At 54.2% G+C, this 18,535-nt stretch carries 13 protein-coding genes; 2 read left to right on the top strand and 11 right to left on the bottom strand.

What is annotated here, in order from left to right:
* Nucleotides 1-59: 59 nt before the first annotated feature.
* The 5 genes from MKY48_RS23250 to MKY48_RS23270 all read right to left on the bottom strand — a co-directional run bounded on the left by MKY48_RS23250 (nt 60) and on the right by MKY48_RS23270 (nt 11,408).
* Complete coding sequence (locus tag MKY48_RS23250) at nt 60-2,351, bottom strand: glycoside hydrolase family 3 N-terminal domain-containing protein (protein ID WP_339266607.1); 2,292 nt, start codon at nt 2,349-2,351, stop codon at nt 60-62.
* A gap of 284 nt (nt 2,352-2,635) precedes the next feature.
* Nucleotides 2,636-5,752: a glycoside hydrolase gene (locus MKY48_RS23255; RefSeq protein ID WP_339291104.1), complete on the bottom strand. Its 3,117-nt coding sequence runs from the start codon at nt 5,750-5,752 to the stop codon at nt 2,636-2,638.
* A gap of 3 nt (nt 5,753-5,755) precedes the next feature.
* A complete protein-coding gene (locus MKY48_RS23260; protein WP_339291105.1) occupies nt 5,756-7,129 on the bottom strand; it encodes an alpha-L-fucosidase in 1,374 nt (457 codons plus the stop codon).
* 356 nt (nt 7,130-7,485) lie between these two features.
* Nucleotides 7,486-9,003: a DUF3502 domain-containing protein gene (locus MKY48_RS23265; protein WP_339266613.1), complete on the bottom strand. Its 1,518-nt coding sequence runs from the start codon at nt 9,001-9,003 to the stop codon at nt 7,486-7,488.
* 125 nt (nt 9,004-9,128) lie between these two features.
* Nucleotides 9,129-11,408 carry a helix-turn-helix domain-containing protein gene (locus tag MKY48_RS23270; protein ID WP_339291107.1) on the bottom strand — a complete coding sequence of 760 codons (2,280 nt, stop codon included), beginning with the start codon at nt 11,406-11,408 and terminating at the stop codon, nt 9,129-9,131.
* 458 nt (nt 11,409-11,866) lie between these two features.
* Between MKY48_RS23270 and MKY48_RS23275 the strand changes: the two genes are divergently transcribed.
* Together MKY48_RS23275 and MKY48_RS23280 are read left to right on the top strand one after the other, a co-directional pair.
* The gene (locus MKY48_RS23275; RefSeq protein WP_339291109.1) at nt 11,867-12,793 is read left to right on the top strand and encodes an ABC transporter permease subunit; all 927 of its coding nucleotides are present in this window, start codon (nt 11,867-11,869) and stop codon (nt 12,791-12,793) included.
* A 37-nt stretch (nt 12,794-12,830) separates the two neighbouring features.
* Nucleotides 12,831-13,709 carry a carbohydrate ABC transporter permease gene (locus MKY48_RS23280; protein WP_339291111.1) on the top strand — a complete coding sequence of 293 codons (879 nt, stop codon included), beginning with the start codon at nt 12,831-12,833 and terminating at the stop codon, nt 13,707-13,709.
* Nucleotides 13,710-13,940: 231 nt separating this feature from the next.
* Here the strand turns inward: MKY48_RS23280 and MKY48_RS23285 are convergent, their stop codons facing one another.
* The 6 genes from MKY48_RS23285 to MKY48_RS23310 all read right to left on the bottom strand — a co-directional run bounded on the left by MKY48_RS23285 (nt 13,941) and on the right by MKY48_RS23310 (nt 18,350).
* Nucleotides 13,941-14,345 carry an NUDIX domain-containing protein gene (locus tag MKY48_RS23285; protein ID WP_339291113.1) on the bottom strand — a complete coding sequence of 135 codons (405 nt, stop codon included), beginning with the start codon at nt 14,343-14,345 and terminating at the stop codon, nt 13,941-13,943.
* A 19-nt stretch (nt 14,346-14,364) separates the two neighbouring features.
* The gene (locus tag MKY48_RS23290) at nt 14,365-14,982 is read right to left on the bottom strand and encodes an SUKH-4 family immunity protein (RefSeq protein ID WP_339291115.1); all 618 of its coding nucleotides are present in this window, start codon (nt 14,980-14,982) and stop codon (nt 14,365-14,367) included.
* A gap of 61 nt (nt 14,983-15,043) precedes the next feature.
* On the bottom strand, nt 15,044-15,838 hold the full coding sequence (locus tag MKY48_RS23295) for a hypothetical protein (RefSeq protein ID WP_339291117.1): 795 nt from the start codon (nt 15,836-15,838) through the stop codon (nt 15,044-15,046).
* A gap of 57 nt (nt 15,839-15,895) precedes the next feature.
* Nucleotides 15,896-16,402: a DinB family protein gene (locus tag MKY48_RS23300; RefSeq protein WP_339293547.1), complete on the bottom strand. Its 507-nt coding sequence runs from the start codon at nt 16,400-16,402 to the stop codon at nt 15,896-15,898.
* 346 nt (nt 16,403-16,748) lie between these two features.
* Nucleotides 16,749-17,870, bottom strand: coding sequence for an MFS transporter (locus MKY48_RS23305; RefSeq protein ID WP_339273635.1), 1,122 nt, complete (start codon nt 17,868-17,870; stop codon nt 16,749-16,751).
* 168 nt (nt 17,871-18,038) lie between these two features.
* Entirely contained in the window at nt 18,039-18,350 is a 312-nt protein-coding gene (locus MKY48_RS23310; protein WP_076325855.1) for a metalloregulator ArsR/SmtB family transcription factor, read from the bottom strand.
* Between the last annotated feature and the right edge of the window lie 185 nt (nt 18,351-18,535).

The following is an 18,535-nucleotide window of genomic DNA, read 5'->3' on the forward strand; positions in this document are numbered from 1 at the left end:
CTGCGGTCGAGGGGCTGGTTGGGAAGCCCGTTGTCCAGCCCCATTGGACCTTGTGATTCTTAGCCTTTCACCTGCAAACTCGCGATCTCTCCTCTTGTCGAGTCGGGGCCGACCTGAATGCGGAACTCGCCGGGCTCCACCACGGGCTTCATGTCAAGGCCGATTAGTTCCAACTGCTCGCTGCCGATGGTGAACGTCACTTCCTGCGTCTCCCCTGCCTTCAAGAATACTTTTCGGAACCCTTTCAGAGCCTTCTCCGGCCGGGTCACGGAGGCGGACAAATCCGAGACGTACAACTGAACGACTTCCACGCCGTCCCGAGCTCCCGAGTTGGTCACGTCGATCCGGACCGTGGCTTCGCCACCTATTGGGATGAACTCCGGCTCGACCGTCAGGTGGCCGTAACGGAATTCCGTATAACTTAACCCGTAGCCGAACGGATATTGGGGCTCCAAATCCGTCTCCAGGTAACGCTTGCCCCGGGTCCGTCTTGCATTATAAGGAATCGGCAGCTGACCGACCTCCTTCGGAATGGACAGCGGCAGCCGACCGGAGGGATTGACGTCGCCGAACAGTACGTCCGCGATCGCGTTGCCTCCCTCCTGGCCGGGATACCAAGCTTCTACGATCGCCGGAATAAACTCGTCGATCCACGGCTCCGTAATCGGCCGTCCGTTAATATAGACGACGACCACCGGCTTGCCAAGCTTATGGATCTCCTTCAGCAACTCCAACTGCACGCCCATCAGCGTCAGGGTCGAGCGGTCAATCCCTTCCCCGCATTCCATATCGCTCTCGGCATGCCCGGTCACGACCGAGGCGCCGGTTCTCAGATCGATGGTGCCCTCCCCGAAATCCCGTGCGCTAGAGCCGCCAAGCACCATCACGATGACATCGGCTTGCTCGGCGCACGCCAGCGCCCGAGGAAACCCTTCCCTTGAATCGCCTTGAATGCGGCAGCCCGGCGCATACAGAACGCGGCTGTCTCCCAGCCGTCGGCGGATGCCGTCCAGCACCGTCACGATCTCCCCCGACGGCTGAGGGGAGGTATAATCGCCAAGCTGATTATACGGCGCATGGGCGTTGGGGCCAATGACGGCAATCGTTCCGACACTCGGACCCAGAGGCAGCATGTTCCCCTCGTTCTTCAGGAGCACGATTCCTTCAGCCGCTGCTTGGTAGGCCAGTGCGATATGCTCTTTGCAGCCTATGACCTGCTCTGCCCAGGCTGGATCCATATAAGGCCGATCAAAGAGACCCAGCCGAAACTTCAGTTCCAACACGCGGCCGGCTGCCTTATTCAGATCGTCTTCGGTGATCAGCCCTTGCTCCAGCGCTTGGTGAAGATGTGCCCTGAACATGGTCCCGGACATCTCCATGTCGACACCAGCTTTTAGCGACTGGGCTGCCGCTTCCACGCCATTTCCGGCCGTATTATGACCGCATGCCAACATATGGATAGCGCCGCAATCGGTAATGACGAAGCCGTCGAAGTTCCATGCCTCGCGGAGCACGTCTTGCAGCAGGTACCGGCTGGACGTGCAAGGTACTCCGTCGATTTCGTTGTAGGCCGTCATGACCGACAAGGCTCCCGCTTCAACGGCCTTGCGAAACGGCAGCAGATCGACTTCGTGGAGCTCCCGGAGCCCGATATGCACCGGTGCCCCATTGCGCCCTCCTTCGGAAGCGCCGTAGCCTGCGAAATGCTTCAGCGTAGCCAGCAGGCTGGTATGCGAATCAAGGCGCTCTCCTTGCAGTCCCTGCACGGCGGCAACCGCAAATTCGGCCACCAAATGGGGGTCCTCGCCAAAGGTTTCTTCGGTACGGCCCCAGCGGGGATCCCGTACCACGTCCAGCACCGGCGAATAGGTGGCTGCTCCCCCCTGAGCCCTTGTCTCGGCGGCAACGGCGCGGCTTATGCTGCGGAACAGCTCCGTGTTCCAGGTGCTCCCGATCGTGAGCGGTACGGGGAACACCGTCGCCCCGATCGCCATATGTCCGTGGGAGCATTCTTCCCCGAACAGAATCGGAATCCCCAGTCGAGAGTGCTCCATCGCGTAACGCTGAATCGCATTAACCGCTTCCGCCCCTTCCCGCGGGGACAGTCCGTTCGCCAGCGTCACCCCGGTCCAGGGATCGGCCCGCAGCGTACCGTACAAAGAACCGATTCCTCCCTCCGCAAGCTGCGACTTGAACTCCTCGGTAAGCTTGATCGTACCGTCGTCGTTCTTTATGTAAGCTTTCCAGCCGAACGGCTGGATCAGCTGTCCGATTTTCTCCGCCGCCGTCATCCGCTCCAGCAAGTCCTCGACCCGCCGCGAAACTGGCCATGCAGCGTCCTTGTAGTCCATGGCGCACACCCTTCCTTTTTCCAGTTAAAATCATTCAAAATGATTACATGCAATCGTTCGTTGAATGTTCCCCCATCCTATAGGGGTTCGGGTTTAGGCTCTTTCCCATCGGATTCAACGCCACACCGCCCAAGCAGCAGCCCTTCCGACGTTCCCGATTGAAGAAAAAGGCCCTCCGGCACGATCCGCTCGGCCGGAGAACCTCCCTCTATGTGTATCGTGCAGAAGGCCGCGCCGTGACTATCCAGGAACCCTCTTCCAACCGTTTAAGGGGCGAGTACGCCTCAAGATGATTGGCTCTGCCGGATCCGTACCTCCTCCGGCCGGTATACGGTCCGCACTTGTCCCCCGGCATCGGTCATGAACATCACGGTCCGCTCCCGTTCCAATTCGAAGGCATAAACCGCCTCGGTTACCGGATCCCTTACCTCAACTTCTGCGCTTGCCCCATGCTCGGAGACGAAGACGTACAAGCTTCCATGCCCGAATGCCAGCTTGCGGCCGTAGATTCCGGGCAGCTCGCCTCCCTTCAGCCATTCCAGCTCAGGCGAAACGGCTGCGGAGCGGATAGCTTCCGCGTACAACGCTTGGATCGGCTCCCAGCGCTCGTTCATCTCGACCGGGAGCGGGCACCAGATGAACCGTCCCGCGCCCAAGATAACCGTGATGGGCTCTAGCGTCCCATCCAACCGGCCCGCCGGGCGATCCACCGCCAGCGCGTTAATCTTCCGTTCGCCGAACGAAACGGCGAAATGCTCTCCCGCCAGCTCCAGCGTTTCTTCCCGAAGAACGTTAGCATGGACGGTTTCGCCGATCTCCTGCTGCAGGCGGTGCGTCGCCGGCCCCCAATACGCATCGGTGCGCAGCGGGCCTGTCCACAGGACCGTGCTCCCTTCCCTTGCCAGGTCGAGGAGCTGATCAAACGCGGCATCGTCGAAATTGTGCGCGCTCGGCACAATAATCAGCTTGGCCGGATAGCGCTTCAGGTCCTCCAACTGGTATTCGCCGATGCCTCGCGGATGGACGTTCATGCCGAACGTCAACGCGCGCATGGCCCTCGTCGTCGCTTCATAGGCCAGCTTCCGGCTGGAAAAATCATTCGAATATGGGTAAACGACGGCGATGTCCTCAAGCTGTCGTTCATCGTCGAACAGACTGGCTGCTTCCTTCATGAAGCGGCCGAAGTCATAGGACACATCGGCTTCGGGCTTCTGCGTTCCGTCCGCCCGAAGCGCTCCGATGTTGGATTCGTTGGCATTATCCATGAAGTAGTTAATATTCCAAATCCACTGCACGGCACCCGCGCCCCCGGTCGAAAACGAATACGCATACTTCCGCTCCAGGATGCTGCGAAGCTCTTCCTCCGTCCGCTTGGCGATGCCGTCCGGACGTTGCACGTGCATGATGCCGGTCTCCTGGATCAGATTCGGCTTGTCCGGCGTTTTCGTAAATATACCGTCCCAAGCCAGGTGATCGTTCTGCCACCAGGAGTGGACCGTCGTGTAATCGACGGCAGGCCCGTAGAACGAAGGCGACGGGCGCTGGGAGCAGATGCCCTCATCCTGCCCGACCGTTACCAGTTGGCGGGGATCGGAGCGGCGAATGGTGCCGATGAGCTCGGATGCCCACCGATTGTGCATATCCATGGTGAACAGCGTGAAATCGATCCACGGTCCCCACTTCTTCGGCTGCAGCACGCTGTTGAACAGCTTGTCGTCCGGACTCGGCGCCGGCGCCGAGTCGAAGGACGGAAGCTCGCCAGGCGTCATGTTCCAGCGCTCCTGAAGCAGCGCGAGATCATCCCTGTGGCGCTCCCGGAGCCACTCGGACCAAGCTTGCCGCTCGAACCGGTCCCCTATCGATACCGGCCCCTCGAAGATTCGCTTCGGATCGAACAGCGAAGGCTCATTGATCAGGTCCCAATGCACGTTGGTCGTGCCCCTGTGACGTCCCACGATGGAGGCGACAAAGCGCTTTTGCGCCTCCACCGATCGCGGATCCAGGTACGGGTTCACGCCTTCCCAGGCTTCGGGCGCAAACGAGAAGAACGTAAACGTCACTTCCAGCTCATGCCGCTTGGCTGTCAGGATAAAGGCATCGATCGCCCGCATAACGTCCTCGGCAGCATGACCGTCGGCGTACATGATCATCCGGTATCCTGTCCATATACCCGTCCGAATCAGGTTGATCCCCGCCCGCTTCATCTCCGCCATATCCGCATCCCATCGCTGCACGTTCGGCAGATGGAGAAATTTGCGTGCGACGTCGGAGGTCATGTACGTCATGCCAACGATCGGAACCGTCCGCCCGCCGCGGTGGAAGTAATCTCGCCCGCATTCCAGCCGCTCTCCCGCCTGCAGCAGCGGACGATCAACGCCCCATACCGCCTGGGTCAGGGTGCGGCGCTCCCCGGAATCGGACTCGGCTTCGCAAACGATCCGGTACAAGCCCGCTTCCAGCCGTACGGGTACGGACAAGCGAAGCTGCTGCAGATCCCGTTGTTCCATGCCGGCTTCCGACTTCTCGTGTCCGGTCCAGACGGTCTCGCCGTCGTCTTCCTTGATAAGACTCACATCAAAATGCCAGGTCTGCGCCGGGGCGGACGTCCGGGACAGCGTCTGCAGTTGGATCGTCAACCGCATCTGCTCGCCCGGCTCGTAAGAGGCATAGTTCGGCTTCAGCCACAGCTCTGTCACGCCTGTTCCCGCGTATTCGGCCAGATCCTTCAGGATGTCCATCCCTTTCGTATCCCAGAACGATGCCCTCAGCTGCTGGTTGATCAGAATCCAGCGGCCCCCCGCGTAATCGCCCTTATGCTGTTCCAGCATGACGACCGGAGCGGACCGCTCTCGTCGATCACGGTCCATGCCGATCAGCAGCGGCGAGATGACGGCGTCCATCGGACCGCATGCCCCCATCTCGGCCGGGATGTCGCTCGCTTTGGTCGGATGCAGCGTCAAGCCCCAGGTCGGCTCGATGCCGAACAGCTCCTCGCGTCCGTGCAGAATCGGAAATTCGGCAGAAGCCTTCAGCTCCCGGACGCGCGATACGTCAACCGCCAGCACATCATGGATATCCATTCGCTGATGATAAGCCAGCTGCTCACGTTCGGCATGCCAGCTTCCGTTCAGCTCGCGGACCGGCCTGCGGAAAGGCACACCTCCTGCATGTACCAGGCCGCCGCCAACCTTCAGGTGGCCTTCGATAGCGGTCCAAGCCGCCTTCGGGAAGTACGGTCCATGCAGGTGAATCAGGGCATCCCAGCCCCCTTCCGTCAAACGCTCGACCACATCCGCAGCACTGGCGATCTCCGCCCATTCCCGCACTCGCTCCAGTGCCTCTGCAGACGGACGTTCGCCTTCGTAAGGAAAATGCTCGTCGTAAAATACCAGCGTTCTCATCGCTTACTCCTTTCTCGTCCGCGGCTGGCCGTCGACGTATACGGATGTTCCGCGCGTTCGGGCCCAGTCGGCGATCCGGGAAGGGTCGCCGGTCCAGAGACGGTTCACTCCCCATTGATTCGTCTGCGGCCGCTCCTCGCATTCAATGCGGATGACCGGGAACAGCTCGGTCGGACGTTCCCGCGGCAGCCCTTCGATCCACAGCACGTCGCCCTCCTGTCGGAACGACAGCTCCTGCCCCGTTGTCAGCAGCGTAACCCGTGATACCGGTGTCACCAAGTCCGACAGCCTCAGCACCGGCCTCCCATCCCAGAAGCGGATGATGAGATACAGCTTGTTGTCTTTCATCGTCTGCCGCCCGTAGGTGATGAACTCCGTGAGGTTCCCGCCGTCGGAGCCGTAGATGGCCTCGCCGTGAACGTCCAGCCACTCCCCGATCTTCAGCGCCCGCTCTACGAAGGCCGGCGGAAGCTGTCCGTCGGGCTGCGGTCCGACGTTAAGCAGCAAATTCCCGCCCACGGTGCCCCCTTTCTCCGCACACTCGCACAGCATGTCGAGCAGAACGTCGGCCGGACGCCATCGTTCGCCGTTCGTATACCCCCACAACCGCCACGTTGTTACCTGGCTGGATTCCCACAGCCGCTTCTGATCTGGAACGATGGCATGCTCCGGCGAGCCGAAATCGCCCAGCACCTCAGAATCGCCCGAGCCGCCGCCGCCGTCCGCATGCAGTTTCTCCTCCTCGGACAACCCAAGGCGGTTGTTGACCAGGATGTCCGGCTGAATCGACTTCATCCGTTCCACCAGCTTGATGCTGTCCAGGTCCTCCGCGGTTCGCGGCCAGACCCCGTCAAAAAAGAAATGATCGATGCGCCCGTATTTCGTGACCAGCTCTTCCACTTGGGCATGCAAATACTGCTTCATTGTCTCCCAGCCCTCGGGATCCTTCTCCGGTCCGTCGAAGTAAGCCGGGATCCGCCAATCGATCCAGGAGTAATATAAGCCGACCCGAAGCCCCTGGGCTCGGAACGCATCGGTAAATTCGCGCACCAGATCCCGGCCGGGCGCCTGCTTCGCGCTGGAATAATCCGTCGTGGCCGTATCCCACAAGCAATATCCGTCATGATGCCGCGTTGTTAAGCAAGCATATCTCATCCCCGCCTTGCGCGCGGTGTACGCCCAAAGCTCGGCGTCAAAGAACTCCGGATTCCACTCGCAGGCCTTCTGCGCGTATTCGGCCTGGTCCAAATGCTCCCGGAACAGAACCTGCTCGCCGCGCCCGTATTGGGCATAAGGCCCGAAATGAATAAACATGCCGTACCGGCTTTCCGTAAACCATTGCCAGCCTTCCCGGATGGCTTGTGTTTGCTTGGTCATGAACTACGTCCTCCTTATTCTGCACGGCTCTTGCCGTGCGGCCAGCCTTAATAAAGACTTTCGCTTCTAACTCTTTGAGCAGTCTCAAGGCTTCTTATGACCTTTACTCTAGCCCGGGAATCCCTGTCTTGAACACTTTACTTTTGAGAGAAAACTTTGATTTTGGCCAATATCGGAGAATTGAAGCCGTAAGGCGGCGCCCATGATCACTCCCGAATCCCCTTAGACTCGACTCGAAATTCCTCACGGCCTGCTTCATGGTTCATGCACGAAAAAAAGCAATTCCTCCCCGGCACTAACCGGGAGGAATTGCCCTGTTTAAAAATCATGTTCATTGCCGCCGATCGCGTCTGCACTTACGACTGACCGGCTCTCCACTCATCGAATTGCCGTTTATATTCATCCACGACTTCATCGAGACCGGCGGACTTCATCGCGGCCAGCATTTTATCGTAGGCGTCCTCGTACTTAACGACCCCATGCATGACCGGATAGACGCTGGTCTTCAGCTCTGCGATGCAATTCGCGTACTGGGAAGCGACGTTTGTCGGATCGAAGGTGAAGCCGATCGTGATGCTGTTCACGGCATCGTCCGCAACTGTCGTACGGCGCTCCAGCCGCGCAGGATCTGTATTCGTCGGGTAACGGTTCATCTCGACGTGGCCGAGCAGCCAGTACGGAAGCTCATAAGCCGGGGAACCGTTCTCGTTCTTGGCCAGATAATCCTTCGTATTCTTACCGGTATCCTTCCAATGGACGTCCTTCACGCCACTCTGTACGAGATCCATGTTCTCCTGACTGCTGTACACCCAATTCAAAAATTGAATGCCGGCCTCCGGATGCGGAGACGTGGCCGAGATCCCGTTGGAATTCCGGATCGCGTAGGATCTGAATTTCGGCTGGTCCGCCAAATAGTAAATATCCAGCTTCGCGTCCGGGAATGTTTGAAGAATGGCGTCGCTCAAACCGACGTCGCCCGGTCGATACAGATAACGCCCGGCAAGCTCCTCCTGATTGATGACCTCCGTCGGTGTCGTAAGCAGATCACTCATGATCAGCCCGCGCTTGTATGCCTCGTTCATGTACAACACGTCTTTTTTGAACTCCTCGGTTTCAAACCAGGACTTCACGTTCCCCTGCTGATCGATGTAAATCATGTTGTCGGCAACGGTAAACGGATAGGTGTCGTAGGTTGTATGCAGGAAGTAGGCTGGCTCCTCGAGCATCTTGATATACACGTTCTTGTTGTCCTGCGGCCAGTTCTTCTGCAGCGTCTCCGCCGCATCCAGCAGCTCCCCCGGTGATGTCGGTGGCTTCAGACCGTTTTTCTCGAGCAGATCGGTGCGGATCGTGAACATGCCATCGTTATAAGCGGTATCCGCCCAGAAATTCGGCACGTACGTGATCTTGCCGTTGATTTTCGACGACTCCCAGATCCAGTCCGGCATGGAAGCTTTCAGCTCGCTGCCATACTGATCCAGCAGATCGTCGATCGGAATGATTCCGCCGCTGCCGGCAAGCACCGTCGGTCCTTTTGTATCGTGCATGATGGCAATCAGCTCGAACTCCTCGCCCGTCGACATCATGAGGTTGGTCTTCTGATCCCATACGTCCCACGCGATGTAAGTCGGTTCATACGTGAGGTTCAGACCGTCGGCCTCCAGCTTCTCGTTGATCGCTTTAACCGCCGTTTCCAAATCCTGCGGCGCGGAGCCCGGAAGCAGATACCGGACCGGCAGCTTGTCCCCTCCGCCGTTCTCGCCGCTCGCCGATTCGTTCTGGCCGCCGGCATCACCCCCGCCGGAGCAGCCTGCGATTACGGATACCATAAATATCGCGGCTAGCCATAATGCTAGCGCTTTCCTTTTTTTCATGTGTGTCTCCCCCTGTCTTCATTTGGTTTGGTCATGCGGTACGATTCCTATCTTAAGGAGACATTAGGGAAAACGTATACTTCAAAATGATGATTTTCGCCATTTTAAAACACTGAAACCGCCCGTCACTGCGCTTTTTTCGTCTCGATCGCATGCTGGCTTCGGAACTGTGCCGGGGAGATCTGGTAGTGCTTTTTAAACAGCGTATAAAAATAGGTCGTATTCAGAATGCCCACCTGCTCGCTGATCGATTGAACCGACTCCTCGGTGCTTGCGAGGAGCTCTCGGGCCTTTTCCAGTCGAACGGCATTCAGGTAATCGTTGAACGACAGCTCGCAATGCGCCTTGAAGAGCTTGCCGACATAGCTGCGGGACAGCTTCACCTCGCCCGCGACCTGCTCGAGCGACATATCCGGCCTTGCATAATGCTTGCGTACGTACATCTGGATAAAATCAACCACCTCCGCATGCCGGACTGCTCCCGATTCCTCGGACAGGCTGCAGAGCCTAAGGGCAAGATCCTTCAGGGCATCCGCGGTTTCCTGCAGCGTCTGAAAACGGGTAATCCGCCGGGTAAAGTCAAGGAAGAGATCCGCGCTTTCCCGATTTTTCACCGTATGGACATTGAGCTGCTTGTACAGGCCCCCGATGAACTGGTTGATGAAAAACATGACTTCATGATAGTTGTAATCGCGAATTTCCTTAATCCACTGATCGATTTCCTTCTCTAATTTATCCCGCTGCTGCAGCTTGATGGCCTCGATGATGCGCTTCTCCCGCTTGTCCGGATACTGCGCCTCGGTATGCTCCGACTCCGCGGCGATGACCGGATCGCCATGGAACATCCTGCCCTTGCCTGCGAAGAAGCGCTGCTGGAAGCAGGACTGCGCGCAATCGAACGATTCGCGCAGCTCCTCGTACGTCTGCGCGGCAGTTCCGATGCCGACGGTGACGGACACGCGGAGCGTGCGGAGCATCTCGCCCTGCAACTCCTCCAGCATGCCCAATACATGGAGCGGAAGTCGGCTCTGCTTCATGGGGAGAATGATCGCAATGGTCCCGTCCCCCACCGTTGCCACGCTCGCTCCCTCCGGTTCCAGCATCTGCTGGGCCGCCTGGGCGACGGCTGCGCAGGTATAGGACTGCAGCTCCTCGTCCTCGCCCCCGGGCGAGCCGTCTAAGCTGTCGAGCAAAAGGACAGCCGCCAAGAAATAGGGCCCCTTGCCTTCCCGGGCCAAACGGCGGAATGCCGTCTCGTCGCCGCCTTTCAGCAGCTGCAGCACGTGCGCCTGCCTGGCGACGGAAGCCTCGGACTCCATCGACTTCATTTTCTCCGTCATTTCGGCATAGGTTGTATCCAATATGGCAAATTCGTTGATTTGCCGCCGGTTTTCCTTCATTTTCGGTATGGCGCTCATTTTCTCCAGCAGGTGGCGGATCGGGTTGTACGCATGATGCGTCAGCCAGATCGACAAGAACATGCTGACGACGAAGCATGCCAAAGCGAGAACCAGCGCCGACGTTCGGAGGGCCTGCATGTTGAACAACAGATTTTGATATTGGCTTACGCTGATAAACGTCCAGTTCATATCCCTGGATTTGACGTAGGTAACGAGGCTTTTGCGGCCGTCGATGGAGCGGGTGAAGTAACCGCTTTCCGCGTCCGTTCCCAGAATGGACTGGACATAGGATTCCTGCGATACATCCTCCATGAACCGGGACCGATCCGAATGGGTGATGATGGTTCCCTTGTCGTCAATGACGTGCAGCGAATCCACCGCTTCGTTGCGGTAGCCTCCGATCAGATCCTGGATGGTGTCGGTGCTCATATTGATCACGATCGCGCCCTTGGAGCTTAACGGCGAATAATAGCTCGGAAGGAGGACGAAAGTAAGGACATCTTCGCTCCGGTTCGCCGAAGTGGCGGAAGAAATCTTGCGCGGAAACAGGTGAAAATAAGATGTATTCTTGCTGTTGATCTCCTCCAGCAGCGCCTTCTCCTGCTCCTTGGTAATCCCCTTCGTATTCAGATACGTGTTATTCGAGCCGTTATAGATCCCGATTGAATGGATGAACGGATAGGTGGACTGAACTCGGTTAAGGGTGCCGAACACGCCATACTGTTTCACCGGATCGGCCTCTTTGTCCAAAAGGGCATTCACGATCTCCTTGTCGCTGAGCAAAAGGTTGCCCACGTTATACACCTGGTCGCGGATGACGCTGGATACAGCGCTGTTCTGCTTCAGCATCGACTCGGATATTTTCCCTACCTCCTTCGCGGTGCTCCAGGAGAACATCATGTACAGGACGACGGTTACGAGGGCAATCATCGCTGCCGTGAGCAAAACAAAGCTGAGAAACATATTTCGATACACTGCATAACGGAATAATCGCTGCCGGATCATATTCTCCCTCCTTATCATTCGGTCTGTATAGTCAACTGAGATCTTATCATTCATGAAAATTACTAACATTATATGTAATATACATGTTAATTTAATAGGGTTGCCTAGCCATCCGATCGCTTGGAACGGATCGATATTTTATTCTCATCTTACATTTGCTCAGGGCATACATCAATATGAAAACGCATTCTTTATTTTCCTCCCCAAACTCCCCTTCATAGACTTCATCGGCTAAACCCCTTATAAAACCAAGCTTTTCAGGTTATTATTCAATCCTGGCGACACTGTGCGAAATACTCAAATTCGAAGTTTTTGCCGTTTTTTAAAGCAGGCGTTCCCCCTTTCAATCCGCTCAAACTCCATTTTCATAGTTTACTGCATGCGGCAACTCTCTTTACACTCGAATCAGAACTGCTACGCTTGCAGCCCCCATCACTTACGAAAGGACGTGCCTACCTATGAAAAAAAGCCGCTCCGGCTTCCTGAGCGAAATCCGCTCGAACGGATCCGCCTACCTGCTCGTCGTACCGGCTGCCATCTATACGCTGGTCTTCGGTTATTTCACGCTTCCGTACATGCTCATTGCGTTTCAGAAATTCAACTTCAAGACAGGACTCTTCAATTCCGCCTGGGTCGGCTTTGACAATTTCAAGTTCTTCTTCTCGTCGCCCCGGGCGTGGGAGGTCACCTTCAACACCTTGAAGCTCAATTTTCTATTCATCATCGTCGGCACGCTCGGAGCCATGGCGCTGGCCATTCTGTTCAATGAACTGCGCAGCCGCTGGTTCTCGAGGGTGACGCAATCCACCATTCTGTTCCCGCATTTCTTGTCCTGGGTCATCGTCAGCTACATCATCTATAGCTTGCTGTCGACCGATTACGGCATCCTGAACCGGATCCTGGCGTTCTTCCATATGGATCCCGTCAACTGGTACGCCTCGCCACAGTACTGGACGTGGATCCTTACGACCGCGGCGGTCTGGAAGGACCTCGGGATGAACCTCGTCATCTATCTGGCGGCCATTACGGGGATCGATGACAGTTATTACGAAGCCGGCCGGATCGACGGCGCTACCCGCTGGCAGCTCATCCGCCATATCACCATTCCGCTCATGCTGCCGACCATATCCATCCTGACCCTGCTAGCCTTGGGCAAAATCATGTACGGTAGCTTCGACATGATCTACGCCATCGTGAAGGACAACGGGCTGCTCTATCCGACCGTCGACGTCATCGACACATATGTGTTCCGTTCCCTCCGCACCATCGGGAATCCGGCACAGGCCATGGCCGTCGGACTGTATCAATCCGTGGTCGGCTTTATTCTCGTATGGGGCAGCAACAAAATCGTGAAAAAGGTGAATCCGGACCATGCCTTGTTCTAAAGCGTGCCGGAACCACTCGGAAAGGAGCGAAACTTAGATGACGTCCAGACCCAAATTTTTCGATGCCGTAAACACCGCCCTGATCGGCATCATCTCCATCCTCTGCATCCTACCGATGCTGCTTGTGCTCATGGTGTCCTTTACCGACGAAGCCAGCATTAAACAATTCGGCTACCAGCTGTTTCCGAGCGAGTTGTCGCTTGATGCTTACAAGCTGCTTCTGTTCGGCAGTACGCCGCTGTACCGAAGTTATATGATCTCGATCCTCGTGACGGTGGTCGGCACGATCCTTGCGGTCACCATTACGTCCATGGCCGGATATACGCTGGCCGCCAAGCATATCCGTTACCGCAACGGGCTCGGACTATTCTTTTTCATTACGATGGTATTTAACACGGGTTTGGTGCCCTGGTACCTGATCAACCTCAATCTCGGCATGAACAACACGATCTGGGCCCTGATCATTCCATCCTTGGTGTTTAACCCGTTCAACCTGTTTCTCGTGCGCAACTACATGTCCCAAATTCCGCCATCCCTTACGGAGGCGGCCAAGATCGACGGCGCGAGCGATTTCTATATCGCGTTCCGGATCTACTTCCCGCTGTGCATGCCCGTCCTTGCAACGATCACGCTGTTCTACGGCATTGCCTACTGGAACAACTGGTTCAACGCCATCATGCTGGTGGACAACGAGAAGCTGTATCCCCTTCAGTATCTGCTGTTTAAGCTGAACTCCGAGATCAGCATGATCCAACAAATGCAGAGCAGCGGAGCCATTCTCGGCACCCAGACGCTTCCTCAGGAATCGGTGAAGATGGCCACCGCCATTCTCACGATCGGCCCGGTGGTGCTGTTCTATCCGTTCCTGCAGCGATATTTTATTAAAGGGCTGTTGATTGGCTCTTTGAAGGAGTAAGAGGTTTCATCCACATGCCATGGTCTTGGAAAAAACTGTGAATCAGCTTTAACCGAAATCAAAGAGGCTAGCCGCTCACACGGTTAGCCTCTTTTTTATATGATGGATGTCTTTATGGATACAAAGTCTGCCGCTTCGGATGGAGCATCGTCAACGGGGATGTTAGCGTAACCCTGATGTTGTGCATTGGGTCAGTAACGGTAATCCGCTCTTTGAAGAACAGGAAGAATGCTAAAACGCTCGGCTTTTAACTTCTCCTTGATAAGCCAATGCATCCTGGGCCCTTAACCGCTGAACTTCGCTCAGCTCCGACAACTCGGCCCATTTATACTCAGAGTGCTCCGAACTAAGGATAATTTCCTCATGAAGCGGGATCGAACAGCGGAATATGCCGACCTGCGCGTTGATATGACTGTGATAATAAAATCCGGTCAAAACCGCATCTTGCAGGGTAAGGCCCAGTTCTTCGCGGCATTCGCGGAAAATGGCTCCATGGATCGTTTCGCCGGGGTCGACCCCACCTCCGGGCAAACTCCATCCCTTGTTCCCATAGGTCCGTTTTAATAAGAGCAGCTTGCCGTCGGCGTTCGATATGATGGCATGCACACCAAATCTGTACGTATCATGAAAGCTCAAATTCCATCCTCCCATCCCGTTAACGCAAGCCATCCTTCATTTCCTCCAACATAATTCCCCACCATGAAGAGGAACGGACGGCTGGTTGATCCATATCTTTCAGCTCCCGCTTCATTTGTTCGAAGGCGCTCTTCCACTCGCGCTGAGTCTGCGAGGCGTCCGGACGGGTTCCCGGTTTGATCTCTCCTCTACTGAACTTCTCAAGTTTCTCGCGAAATTGTTCTGCCGTCAAAATCATGGGAGGTGGATCGGGCTGCAAGTGCTCCGTTTGCTGCTTGAATCGAAGCACACGGTCCATAAAGGCGAGCAGGCTGTCGATGGAGGCGTTTATGTAGGTCGGTTTCTGTGTACCGCCCTCCGTTACTGCCCACACTCCCCCTGTATCCTTTTGGATCGCGACATGCAGCCCTTCGCTCCAGATCTCCCTTCCGATCGCGATATAGGCTCCATGAATATCCTGTAGCGGTAACGCTTGGTGAAACAGAAGACCCAAAGGAGGCTCTCGTAGCTCAAAGTTCGGCATTCCCCAATGCACGAGCATTTCCGCCGTCTTCTCGGGCATTCCCAGGCGATCCAAGCTTTCCCTCGTATAAGACAGCACTCCATGATCATACAACGTGTGAAATTGCTGCTCCACTCTATCCCTCCCCTAAAGTTCTAAACTGGTACGCAGTCTTTAGCATATGGTGAGAAATGGTCTACAGATATTCGCCGAAATAGAACTGCAGCGCTTCCCGGGAATACCCATCGCTTCCTTGCCACTCCGACATCGAGAAGAAATCGTCGTCTCTCCTCGGGCGCGTGCGAGGCGTGTCCTTCGGAACCAACACGCCGGCATATCCCCAAACTTCCATGAGCACGTCTCGTTCATGCTTGCTTGAAGGCAGAATATCCTTCCATCGCTTCTCCAAGTGACGTGGGCTTTCTTGTTCGGTACAGTCTTCAACGGCTTCAATCAGGCCCCGCAGGATGCCGATATCTTCATCACCCACCGTTAAGGTCTCCTCATGGCTCAACAGCTCCAGATCGAGCCAGCAGTAGATCAGATGATTCAAGCGGACGCCGCCCCATTTGACCCGTTCGAAATTCAGCACGTTCAGGTCGAGCTGCACATAATCACGATCCGACTGAATCCCGGCGTGATTGCAATCCCCGCAGCTGCTGTAATTCGGCACGGCCGAGCGCCGTTCTTCGTGCGTATGAAGTGGCAGGCGCGAGGTCAGCGCCCAGCTGGAGAGCGCGCTTCGCAAATGCACCTGTTTCGTAGACAAGCTGTGCAGAAAAGCAGCCGCAACCTTTTCTTTTGTAACGCTCTGATGCAGGCTTTGCAGCCGCTGGATCAGCTCATCATGGCCGATGGAGATGGGATCAAACATCAGCCCCATGCTTTTCGCGTATTCAAAATCCTCCCCAGCAAATGGCATTGGGTTGTTCTTCCAGCCGCTGGATGACCAGAACGTTTGCAATAATATCTTTTTTGCCTTTTTGTCCACAGCTTCTCACTTCCCATTTTTTTTCTTGCTCCTATCATATCAAAATAAGCAAAAAATTTATTTAAATCCTTCGATAATTTCATTTATTTGTTTAATATGTCTTTGTTCATGCAAGTACAGTGATTTAACCCATTCAATTAATAACATCTCTTTAAAGACAGGGTGGGTGAAATGTCTTCTGCTTAGCACGGAAGGGTCTTCTAATGAATGGAGCAGTTCCGTTAGCTTCTCTCTAGAATGATGCAGTTTCTCGACAATTTCTTGATATTCTATAATTTCATCGGTTGGTTTAGCAATGTCAGGAGCTTCTAACTTTCTACTTCTGTCCAGCAGAAATTCCAAAGGTTTATTCTCAATAATTGAATCTTCCTTGCCCTTCAATCCTCTTTTAATAGCAACCACATACAATTCTTCTGTCTTATATAGGTGTTGACATACCTGGCTGATACTCCAACTGTTTGAGTCGTGCCGCCTGTTCAGCTGCTCTCCGCTCAATCCATTGAGGACTGTAAGCAATACCTCCCTTGTTTCCTTTAATCTCTGATTGATTTCTTGAAGTTCCAGGGTAAACACTCCCTTCCAATGGTTTTTAAGATGCCGTTCCTTTTCCGGATTGCTGACGATCTTCATTTCTAAAATAGTCAATATAAAATGCCCCAGCCCTAGATAGCTGTTATCTTAGGCTGGAGCATGATCTGTCTGCTACTTCCATGATTATACATCTGATAGCCGAGGCGTGTAAGCCCTGCGTGACAAATATGGTAACAAAAAAATTGTTTCTTCCCGCTGCAAATCCATTATAGGAGGTCTTTCAGTTTTACAAATATAACGGTTGGACGGGCATTTGAGAACAACGAATCAAGCATGGAAAGCCTGCGGCACATTACCTTGCGCTAGGCTGGCTTCCGATTTATTTAGGAACATATTTTATTTTGAGCAAAATCGAAGCCAGGGCAAGGATCGCAAACACGATTCCGCTCCAGATTAACTGATGGATACCCGCAACGGCTATCAACCAGCCCCCTACCGTGGTGCCAAGTGTAATGCCCAGGTTGGAAAACGATACAAACAAGCTGTTGCCAAACGCCGGTGCATCTTCAGTCACCGTTGTCAGCCATGTTTGGCTGACGATTAATCCTCCGGAATGGACCATCCCCCATAAAACCACAACGATCATAGCCGGAATCCAGTATGGCGCCAGGCTGTACAGCAGTACGTAAACCGCAATATACAGGATAGGGAACAGCATCACGGTCACCCGTATGTTTTTTTGCAGCATGGCGCCAAAAACGAAATTGCCGAAAATCATGATGATTCCAAAACCCATCAGCATCACACTGATCACCGATCCGTTCATAGGTGTAACCTGGCTGAGGTATTCCGCAAAATAACTGTACACCGAAAACATCGCCGCAAAAATAAAAATGACCGACGTTATATTTAACCACAATGCGGGTTTCCGCAATATCCCCAGCTGTTTGCCGAATGACATTTTGTTCTTAACCGGCATGGACGGGAGCCAGACCAATATACCAGCAAAGGCAATCGCGCTAACAGCCGCTCCAAACAAAAATGCGGTTTCCAGTGAAACCTTTTCCGCCAGGTAAGAAGTCAAAGGCACACCAAATGCAAATCCGACGGTAATCCCGGCAAATACCTTCGTGACCGCTTTACTGCTCTTCTCAGGTGGAACCAGCTGGGCCGCAGTGACCAAAGCCACGGAAAAAAAGACCGGATGAAAGCAGGCCGGAATGATCCGGAACGCCAGCATCACTTCGAATTTCGATGTCATGGCGTACACGATATTGGACACCGCAAACATGAATACTGCGATAAGAAGAATCACTTTCCGGTTGATACCGGATGCCAATAATGTCAGAAAGGGCCCCGAGATGGCGACCACAAGGGCAAACACACTGACGAGCGTACCCGCCTGTGATGCCGTGATATTAAATTTCCGGGCCACTTGGGGCAGAACGCCAACGATACCCATTTCTGTCGTAATAATGCCAAAAACACCTAAAGCCAACATGATAATAAGTAAAGGGTTCACTTGTTTCTGTCTCAAAGAAATGATGCTCCTATTCTGTCATTTGTATTTTCATATCTGTATATGTAGATATGTTAGTCCGCAGTTTCACCATCTATATTCAATTATATATCTATATATCTAGATGGATTTAAACAAAAAAACACCTCCTTATAGTTTGTTTTGAATATACTCGGAAAATTCCTTGATGGTCTGTTCATTCCGGCGATAATAGGTCCACTTTCCGATACGCTCGGACTCAAGCAGTCCCGCTCTTTGAAGTGTCAGCAGATAATTGGAAATGACGGATTGCGCCAGCCCGCTCTTCTTTTGAATATCGGCTACACAAATTCCGGTCCGGAAGCTGATGCCGTATTCCATATATTTTTTCTCCTCAAAATGATGCTCCGGGTTTTTCAGCCAATCCATGATTTGACAACGGGTCTCATTGGATAACGCTTTGTAAATTAAAATAGGTTCCATACAGATCATTATATCTATTTATATAGATTTGTAAATGTTTTTTTGAATACTGGTCACTGGATTAAATAGATAATCTAGAGTAAAAGACTTTCTAGACAAAGGATTGCCAAGTTCCAAAGAGTGCATCGAGGAAATCTACTGACATTACAAATATACAGAACAAAAACAGACACGCTGAATAGTGT

Source organism: Paenibacillus sp. FSL W8-0187 (assembly GCF_037969755.1).
In the GTDB taxonomy this organism is placed as follows: domain Bacteria; phylum Bacillota; class Bacilli; order Paenibacillales; family Paenibacillaceae; genus Paenibacillus_AQ.